Below are 9,460 nucleotides of genomic sequence, written 5' to 3'. Positions count from 1 at the left end.
CCGAACGCGCCGTAACCCAACACGTCAGGTTTGTCCCGACGCAGGAGGGATCTTTTCCCACAACCAACGCCAAATAACCCAGGACCGCGCCCGGACAGGCACGGTTCGAACGCGGCGTAACGCAACACGACGCCTTCTCGGGCAGCACCCAACAATGCCGGACAGCGCTGATGCCGAACGATGGCATTGCCGGACCGACAATAAGGGGACTTGCGGTTTCCATGGAGGTATCCTTACCGCTGATTTGCGCCTATCGCGACCCGATTAGCCGACTACTCTCCAGGGAAATCTCTCCCATGCAAGCAGAGCTTCTCCTCCACCCCCAATGGATCGTCCCCGTCGACGCCGCCGCAAGCATCCTCACGGATCACAGCCTGGCGGTTACCGGGGGCCGCATCCGGGCCCTGCTGCCGACCGCGGAGGCCCGCACCGACATCCAGGCCGCACAACAGATCGAGCTCCCAGGCCATGTGTTGATCCCAGGGCTCATCAACGCCCACACCCACTCCCCCATGGTCCTGCTGCGGGGATTGGCGGATGACCTGCCGCTGATGACCTGGCTCAACCAGCATATCTGGCCGGCGGAGCAGCGGTGGGCGGAGCCCGAGTTCGTCCGCGCCGGGACCCGGCTCGCCGCCCTGGAGATGCTCAAGAGCGGCACCATCTGCTTCAACGACATGTACTTTTTTGCCGAGGTCACCGCCAAGGCCGCGGCCGATGCCGGTATGCGGGCCGTCGCCGGCATGATCCTGGTAGACTTTCCCACCCGCTTCGCCGAGACGCCGGAGGAGTACCTACGCAAGGGCCTGGTGCTCCACGACCGTTACCGCGACCATGCCCTGATCCGCACCGCCTTCGCCCCCCATGCCCCCTACTCGGTGTCCGACGGCCCCTTCGAGCGCATCCGTACCCTGTCCAACGAGCTGGACGTGCCGGTACATATCCATTTGCACGAGACCCACGACGAGGTCGTCCAATCCCTGCGCGACCACGGCGAGCGGCCCCTGGCCCGGCTGGAGCGCCTGGGCCTCTTGGGACCGAATCTGGTGGCGGTGCACATGACGCAGATCGAGGCCGCGGAGATCGCGGCCGTCGCCCGCGCCAACGCCCATGTGGTCCACTGCCCGGAGTCGAATCTGAAGCTTGCCGCCGGCTTCTGTCCGGCGGCCCGGCTCCTTGCCGCAGGCGTGAATGTCGCCCTGGGGACCGACGGGGCGGCCAGCAACAACGACCTGGATATGATGGGCGAGCTCCGGACCGCGGCCCTGTTGGGCAAGGGCGTGGCCGATTCCCCGGCGGCGTTGCCCGCCTATACCGCCCTGCGGATGGCGACCTTGAACGGGGCCCGGGCCCTCGGCATCGACGCCGAGACCGGCTCCCTCGAGACCGGCAAATCCGCAGACATGGTAGCCCTCGACCTGCGGGACCCGGATACCCAACCCGTCTACAATCCGGTCTCCCAGGTCGTCTACGCGGCCGGACGCGACCAAGTCCAACAGGTCTGGGTGGCTGGCCGGCACCTGATCCGCGACGGCGAGCCCACGACCCTGGACCCGGCGGCCATCCTGGACGAGGCGCGGGCATGGGGGGCACGGATTGCCGCATCGCAGTGAATCAAAAGTTGGTAGTGGGATCTGACTTATTTAATCCGCAGATTACGCAGATTTCCGCAGATGAAAAACGAACTAATCTGCGAAAATCTGCGGATAAAAAATGCCTTATTCCCACGCTCAATCCGACCCGGACTGCTCCACAGCCCGTAGGATGTAGTGAGCCGCCGGGCGCGGGACGCGCCCGGCGGCGAACCGCATCAATGGTTCGGTAGGCCTCACCGCATCCTACAGGCTCGATCCAACCCTGGCCGTTCCGCGGACGGATACCAAGTCCTTATCAAAATTGAGCATGGGAAAACAACCCGGTAGCTTTAGTTTCTCAACGCCGACCAGCGCAGTATCGGATCGATCAGATAGGCGTAGACCGCAAAACCCAGGGCGGCGACGGCAAGTAGCTGTTGCATAGTTGCGGCCCCGGGGTAGCCTCCATCCCATAGAAGCAGCGAAACGGCCATCCCGGCGGCCAGGGTCACCAGCGCCAGGTGGACGATGGGCTCCGATCCGAGCCTTTCACTCCGGGCCGCCAGGGATACCCCCAGCCGGGCGGCCATTGCCCCACCCGCCAGTCCTACCGCCACATCCACCGGCCAATGCACGCCGACTGCGACCCGGCTGAGGCCGGCGGCAACGGCCAGCAGGATCAGGAATGCCCGCAGCCAGCGGGCGCGGACGGTGTAGACCCAGACGCCGAAGAAGGTCGCCGCCGTCACTGTGTGCCCGGAGGGGAAACTGTTCTCGCGCAGACCAGGGCCGATGAGGTTGAAGACCCCTGCCTCCAATACCGCCGGCGGTCGCAGGGCGGAAAACAGGGGCTTGAGGGAATGGGTAAAGGCGATGGCGAAGAGCGCGGCGCCGATGAGGGTCCAAAAGACGCGCGGGCAGCGGCGGGTGAAGAACAAGGTCAGGGCAAAGGCGACGCGTTCGTCGCCGAGCACCGTGAGCCATTGCCAAAGCGGTGCGGGGAGCTCGGCCGCCAGGGTATTGAGCCGGGAAAAGCCGCCGTGATAGCCGCAGGCCAGGAACAGGATCAGGCCGACGAGCAGACTGATGGTCGCCCACCGAGTCAACCACAGGCCACCGGAGGGTGTCGTAAAAGGCATCGATCTTTGCCCTTCGACCCCCTCTCCCCAACCCCTCTCCCGGCGGGAGAGGGGCTTTTGCGACACCTTCCCGGTAGAAGGGGGGCTTTTACGACACCCTCCACCGGTGAGAGGGGTTGCCGGAGCGGGTCGCAGGCCCGCCGCCAAGTCTTCACGCAGGTCGCGCTTGAGAAAGACGAACAGACCCTCAGCCATCGGACCGCCGCGCCCTTACCTTGAGCAGGGCGACCGCGCCGCGCCGAAAGACCACTTCCTGCTCCAAATCGGGATGCTGCGCGGTGAGCTTGCTCAACTTGTCTACCCGCAGGAATACCAGGTCCCCGGCGCTGGGGGGGCGATTGGGGGTGATCGCCCGCCGGTAGAGGCTGAAGCTGGGCATGTTGGTGCGGTAGGCCAGGGTGGGCAGATCCAGCGCTCGGGCCAGCAGGGCCGCCTCTTTCACCGGTCCCTGCAGGACCTCCATTACTCGGGGCACCAGCACCCCGGAGACGACGGCTATTTGGACCAGGCCCACGAGCACCAGCCCCTGCCAGGGCGGCAACCGCTGCCACAGGGCGATCGCCGAGACCAGGACTAAGCCCAGGGCGACCGCGATGCGATAGGGGGTGTCCAGCAGGGTCCTGCCCAGCTCGAACATGGCGAGCTGATGGGGCCCTTGGGTCCACCCGGCGGCCGCTTCCACCAGCTCCGGCAGCACCAGCAGCAGCAGGAAGAATAGCACCGGTGGTACGAATGCCAGCCAGCGGTTCGCGAGCAGCTTGCGGTGCCGGGCCATCAGGACGAACAGGGGGGTTGCGCCATAGAGCATATAGTGGGGGAGCTTGGTCCCGGAGAACGAGAAGAAGACAAAGACCGCGGCGAACCAGAGCCACAGGAAGCGGTCCAGGGGGTCGGCCCAGGTCTGTCTGAGTGCCGGCAGCAACCGCAGGAACCAGCCGGTGAAGGGCAGCATGATCAGCGGCAATATCACCAGGTAGTAGCCGAAGAAGCCCTGGTGTCCGTGCATGGCGGCGCCGAAGCGGCCCAGGTTGTGGCCCAGGAAGAAGTTCTCGAAGAAGCCGGGACCGCTGTCCAGATAGATGGCGATGTGCCAGGGTAGTACGACCGCCAGCAACAAGGCCCAACCCCAGGGGAAGCGGATCGCCTTCAGCCATTCCTTCAGGGAGCGTTCGCTGAGGAAGAACAGGAGGCTCACCAGGACCGGAAACAGGATCGCCACCGGCCCCTTGGTCAGGAAGCCGAGTCCGATCCAGAGGTAGACGCGCAGCAGGGTGCCGCGCTCAGGCTTGAGATACCAGCGGTAGATGTCGAAGAAGCTTAAGGCCAGGAACAGGTTCAGCACCGCGTCGGCGGTGGCCGCCTTGGCGATGATGGAGACCTCCAGGGTCAGGGCCATGACCAGGGCCGCTACCGTCGCCGTCGAAGGGTCCAGGCGCCGGCGCACGAAGAGCCACAGGGCCAGGAGCCAGCCGGTCGCCGCCAGGGCCGAAGGGAGACGCAGGGCGAGCTCACTTAAGCCCAGCAGCTTCACGGACGCCGCCTGCAGCCAGTAGATGAGCACCGGCTTGTCGAAGCGGGGCTCACCATCCATAGTGGGCGTGATGTAGTTGCCGCTAGCCAGCATCTCGCGCGTGGCCTCGGTGAAGGCCCCTTCATCCAGGTCATAGAGGGGCACGGACCCGAGCATCCAGTAGAAGCCGAGCAGCAGTACCGGCACCAGCAACCAGGTCGGGGTAGGGAGCTCCGCGGGGGACTGTGTGTCCCGGTTCATTCGGATCGCCTCCAGCCGGCCAGGTCCGGATCGCTCTGCCGGGCGATGGTGAAATCGGGTCGATCCCTGGACGCGAAAAAGGTCCGCGTCAGGAGCTCCGCCAACACACCGGTGGTGAGGAATTGGATCGAGGCTACCAGGAATAGAATACCCACGAATAACAGGGGGCGATTGCCGATGTCCTCCCCCAGGCCGAACTTGACGACCAGGAGGTACGACATGATCAGGGTCCCGATCAAGCCGAGGCCCATGCCGATGGCGCCGAAAAAGTGTCCGGGGCGGGCCCCGTAGCGCAGGAAAAAGGAGGCCGCCAGCAGGTCCGGCAGCACCCGGAAGGTACGCGAGATCCCGTACTTGGATACCCCGAAACGACGCGCCTCATGATGCACCACGGTCTCGCCGATCCGCCGGGGGTCGGTCACGCCCGCTACCCACACCGGGATGAAGCGATGCATCTCCCCGAACAGGCGCACCGGCTTGATGACCTCTGCGCGGTAGAGCTTCAGGCTGCAACCGTAATCGTGCAGGGCGACGCCCGTGACCTTGGCGATGAGCCAGTTGGCGATGCGCGAGGGGAGCTTGCGCAGCAGCCACCCGTCCCGACGTTCGAGACGCCAACCTTGGAGCAGGTCCAGATCCCGTTCCATAAGCTCCCGCGCCATGCGTGGGATGTCCGCCGGGTCGTTCTGCAGGTCCCCATCCAAGGTCGCGATCAGCCCACCCCGGGCTGCGTCGAGCCCCGCCTGCATGGCCGCCGTCTGCCCGAAGTTGCGTCGCAGCTCGATGATCCGCACATGGTTCCCATAGTTTGCCGCCTGCTCCCGCAGGCGCTCGCCCGTCCCGTCCCGACTCCCGTCGTCCACACAGATCAGCTCCCAGGGACCGGGATACTCCCGCAGGCCCGCGTGGACCCGCGACAGAATGGGGGCAACATTGTCCGCCTCCTCGTACATGGGGACGACGAGGGAAAGGCTGATGGAAGCAGCGGGTGTGCTTTGCATGTCATCTGTAAGAAGCGCTGTCGGCTATGGAACCGTGGCCTGAGGGGTCGGGGATGTTTGCCGGTATGGAACCGAGCATATTACAGGGTATGCCTGCGGGAAAGACCAAGCCGGGACCGGAAACTGCTTGCCGGCCGGTAGGAGCAGCCAGACAGGCTCGCCAAGGTCATGTTTTCAAAAGGTTTATACGCGTTCGCCCGATCTCGATCACCCGAACTCCTTATATCTCAAGGGTGCGATGTTGTAGAATCCAATCACCTTGGAGAATTGTCTTCCCGGCGCTTCTTCAAGAAGCGGAGTAAAAAAGCTGGGTGGAGTTCCGCGTGGAGAAAGATTCAGGAGTCGAGCTGCCGTCATCTGAGGCTCCGGAATTCGAGTTGCCTATGAAGACGGCGGCGCGCCAAGCAGCCCCGCGCAATCCCCGCCGTTCGCTGGCCTATACCGTCCTGGGCAGGCTGATGCGGGGCGTCCTGGTTGCGATGTGGCGTGCCCTCGTTGCAGTGGTGGCCGGCGTCCTGAATCTGACGATGGTGGGGGGCCTGGTCCTCGCCGCTTTTGTTGCCGTTACCCAGGCCGATCTTCCCACCCCCGAGATGCTCAAGGAAATGCACCTGCAGGAGCCCCTGCGGGTGTACGCCGCCGATGGTGGTCTGATGGCGGAGTATGGTATCGAGCGGCGCCGTCCGGTGCCCTTCAACGCCATACCACCCTTGATGGTGAAGGCGTTCCTGGCTACCGAGGATGCCCGGTTCTTCGAGCACCAGGGCGTCGATCTCAAGAGCATTGCACGGGCGGCGATGAGTTTCGCCCGAACCGGCGAGCGCACCCAGGGCGGCAGTACCATCACCATGCAGGTCGCGCGTAACTTCTTCCTGTCCAGAGAGAAGACCTTCCAGCGCAAGTTCGCTGAACTCTTGTTGTCGATACGCATCGAGCGCTCGTTCACGAAGGAGGAGATTCTCGAGCTCTATCTCAACAAGATCTTCTTCGGCCATCGGGCTTACGGCGTCTCGGCCGCGGCGGCCCTTTACTATGGTAAGCAACTCGATGAGCTGAACCTTGCCGAGATGGCCATGTTGGCCGGCCTCCCGAAGGCCCCGTCCGTCAATAACCCGATTTCCAATCCCCAGCGCGCCCGGGAACGCCGCAACTATATTCTGCGGCGGATGCGCGATCTCGATTATATTACCCACACGGAGTTTCAGGCCGCTGCCGAGCGCGTTGACCAGGCCCGTCTGCACCGCAAGGGGGTGGATCTGGAGGCCGGCTATGCCGCCGAGATGGTGCGCCGGCACCTGGTCACGCGGTTCGGGGAGGCTGCCTACCAGCAAGGCTATCGGGTAACCACGACCATCGAACCCCGGCTGCAGCGTGCCGCCCAGGATGCGGTGCGCAAGGCCCTACGGGCCTATGATCGGCGTCACGGCTATCACGGCGCCGAGGCCAAGTACGAGGTCGCGGACGCCGATGACGAGCAGCTCGACCTGCTCTTGGAGGCGGTGACTCGCTTGCCGGACCTCACCGCCGGCATCGTGGTTGGGGCCAGTGCCAAAGCAGCCCAGGTCTACGTCGGAGGCGGGAAACGCATCACCCTGAGGCTGGGGCAGGTCAAGTGGGCGCGTCCGTTCAGGAATGAGAATTGGCGGGGGCGGGCACCGCGCAGGGTGACGGATGCGGTGGCCGTGGGTGACCTGATCCGGCTCAGGCGGAACCGGCAGGGCACCTGGGGACTGTCGCAGGCACCCAGCGTCAGCGGGGCCCTGGTAGCCTTGTCGCCGCTGGACGGAGCGATTCAAGCCGTGGTGGGGGGATACTACTTCAATGACAGCGAGTTCAACCGAGCGGTCGACGCCCGCCGTCAGCCAGGTTCCAGCTTCAAGCCCTTCGTCTATGCGGCCGCTCTGAACCAGGGCTATACCCCGGCCAGCCTGGTCCGGGACGAGCCCATTGTCGTCAGGTACGGTCGGCGGCGGGCGTGGCGACCGCGGAACGCCGATCATAAGATCCTGGGACGGATCCGCATGCGCGTCGCGCTGACCCAGTCCCGAAACCTGGCGTCCGTCCATCTCCTCAAGCGGGTAGGGGTGGAGGAAGCCAGAAATTACATCCGACGTTTCGGGTTTACCCTTGAGGAGCTGCCCCGGGGTCTCTCGCTGGCCTTGGGTACCGCCGAAGTATCCCCACTCCAGATGGCAGGGGCCTACGCCCTGTTCGCCAACGGCGGTTTCCAAGTGAAACCCTATTTCATCAGCCGGATCGAGAATGGCGACGGTGAGGTGGTCTTCGCGGCCGATCCGCCGCGTGCCTGCTTGGACTGCTGGGCCCGCTACCGGGGGTCGTCCGCCAAGACTGCGGCCCTGGGACGGGCCGACGGACCCCCCAATAGTCCCCTGGCCGAGCGGGTACTGGCCCCGGGTCTGGTGTACGAGATGACATCCATGATGCAGGATGTCATCAAGCGTGGGACCGGGCGCAAGGCCCTGCGGCTCAAACGTAAGGACCTGGCCGGCAAGACCGGGACGACCAACGAAGTGCGCGATTCCTGGTTCTGCGGCTTTCAGAAGGACGTGGTTACCGTGGCCTGGATGGGCTACGACAGGTTCCGCCCGTTGGGAAAGCGGGAGACCGGCGGTCAGGCGGGCCTCGGCATGTGGGTGGATTTCATGCGCAAGGCCCTCAAAGGCAAGCCCCAAGCGATTCTGAAGCCGCCCCGGGGGATGGTCAAAGTGCGCGTCTCCAAGGCCAGCGGACGACGTGTCAGCTCAGGTGGGGTGGGGGAATGGGTCCGGGCCGAGTATGCGCATGCCCTGCAGGGACCCAAGCCCGTAGCCTACACCGGTGGTGGGAAAGCGAGCGGGAAAGCCGGCCAGAAAACCCGTGGCAAGAAAGGGCGACGCGCGTCTTCCGCCAAGGCAAAACAACGTGCGCCCCGGGTTATCGACGATCTGTTCTAAGCGCACCTTGAAAAATTCCTGCCGTTTTACGTTTTCAGACCCGTAGACACTAAGAGGCTGTCTAAAAACTAACCTATTGATTTTCTACTGGCATTGATTTTCGGTTAGCTCCCCACGCTCCAGCGTCGATTAAGCGCCTCGGTAGGCTAACCGCCAATGCCTATCAGCACAGAAGAGCTGCGTCCGCGGGAGCGGACAAGCTGCCGTTCCCACGCTGGAGCGTGGGAACGAGCGTGGAATTTTCAGATTTTATGCAATAAAATCAGTATCTTAATTTTTAGGCAGCCTCTAAACCACAGAGGGATACAAGGATTTGGGAGAAGAGCAACGGAAATGGAGAAGAATCCTTCGTGGCTTTGTGGCTTGGTGTGAGAAAAACGAGCATGATGAAAAAGGTTCTTGCTTATCTCGTCATCGGTGCAATCCTGGTCCTTGCAGGATGCGCTTTCGGTGAGAAAGATTCCCAACCCAAGCCCTCGGTTCTGGAGAAGCTGCCGTTTGTCCACAAGATGACGGTACAGCAGGGAAACATCGTTACCGAAGAGATGATAGACCGTTTGGAGCTGGGCATGACGAAAAGCCAGGCCAGGTTCTTGCTCGGAACCCCCATGCTGACCGACCTGTTTCACACCGATCGTTGGGACTACACCTATACCATACGGCGTGGTCACGACAAGATGATGATGATGCGCCTTACCCTGCTGTTCGAGGCCGATCGCTTGGTGGAGGTACAAGGCGATCTGCGGCCGGACCCCAACCGTGCGGCCCAGCGCCAGCCCGCCGACCTGCTGGTCTCGGTGCCCGACTGGCAGGACGACCGCGGACTATTCACCAGGCTCCTGCTGGACCCGGAGTCGACGGAGTAGCGCCTAAAGGCAGGATGCGCTATCCGAAGGGAAAACTACGAATCACGCGAATCCGCGCGAATTGGATTGTTTGCGCCCACTTTTGACTTGTCGTTAGTAACCCTCAGTTTTCTAATGGGTTCCTACGTTCAGGAACTTTTGTCTTGCCAGCTTCC

Annotated in this window: 6 protein-coding genes; 3 read left to right on the top strand and 3 right to left on the bottom strand. The window is 63.5% G+C overall.

Features of this window, described 5'->3' with window-relative positions; genetic code table 11:
• Nucleotides 1-296: 296 nt before the first annotated feature.
• Entirely contained in the window at nucleotides 297-1,613 is a 1,317-nt protein-coding gene (locus BQ17_RS06970; RefSeq protein WP_089725574.1) for a TRZ/ATZ family hydrolase, read from the top strand.
• Nucleotides 1,614-1,924: 311 nt separating this feature from the next.
• On the opposite strand, the gene BQ17_RS06965 is transcribed toward BQ17_RS06970, so the two are convergent.
• The 3 genes from BQ17_RS06965 to BQ17_RS06955 are packed head-to-tail and all read right to left on the bottom strand — an operon-like array spanning nucleotide 1,925 to nucleotide 5,485.
• Nucleotides 1,925-2,908, bottom strand: coding sequence for a phosphatase PAP2 family protein (locus tag BQ17_RS06965; RefSeq protein WP_256091506.1), 984 nt, complete (start codon nucleotides 2,906-2,908; stop codon nucleotides 1,925-1,927).
• Nucleotides 2,901-4,484: an ArnT family glycosyltransferase gene (locus BQ17_RS06960; RefSeq protein WP_089725570.1), complete on the bottom strand. Its 1,584-nt coding sequence runs from the start codon at nucleotides 4,482-4,484 to the stop codon at nucleotides 2,901-2,903. Before BQ17_RS06960 ends, BQ17_RS06965 begins: the two co-directional genes overlap by 8 nt.
• Nucleotides 4,481-5,485: a glycosyltransferase family 2 protein gene (locus BQ17_RS06955; protein ID WP_089725568.1), complete on the bottom strand. Its 1,005-nt coding sequence runs from the start codon at nucleotides 5,483-5,485 to the stop codon at nucleotides 4,481-4,483. The genes BQ17_RS06960 and BQ17_RS06955 overlap by 4 nt, the downstream gene beginning before the upstream one ends.
• A 323-nt stretch (nucleotides 5,486-5,808) precedes the next feature.
• On the opposite strand from BQ17_RS06955, the gene BQ17_RS06950 reads away from it, so the two are divergent.
• Together BQ17_RS06950 and BQ17_RS06945 are read left to right on the top strand one after the other, a co-directional pair.
• Nucleotides 5,809-8,439 (top strand): penicillin-binding protein 1A, encoded by a 2,631-nt coding sequence (locus BQ17_RS06950; RefSeq protein ID WP_256091505.1) that lies wholly within the window; start codon nucleotides 5,809-5,811, stop codon nucleotides 8,437-8,439.
• A 383-nt stretch (nucleotides 8,440-8,822) separates the two neighbouring features.
• Nucleotides 8,823-9,305 (top strand): outer membrane protein assembly factor BamE, encoded by a 483-nt coding sequence (locus BQ17_RS06945; protein WP_341534745.1) that lies wholly within the window; start codon nucleotides 8,823-8,825, stop codon nucleotides 9,303-9,305.
• Nucleotides 9,306-9,460: the final 155 nt, after the last annotated feature.

Origin of the sequence: Candidatus Thiosymbion oneisti (assembly GCF_900092655.1) — a bacterium.
Taxonomy (GTDB): domain Bacteria; phylum Pseudomonadota; class Gammaproteobacteria; order Chromatiales; family Chromatiaceae; genus Thiosymbion; species Thiosymbion oneisti.
Note: the sequence above shows the minus strand (reverse complement) of the source record. Positions and strands in the feature narration are given on the sequence as shown.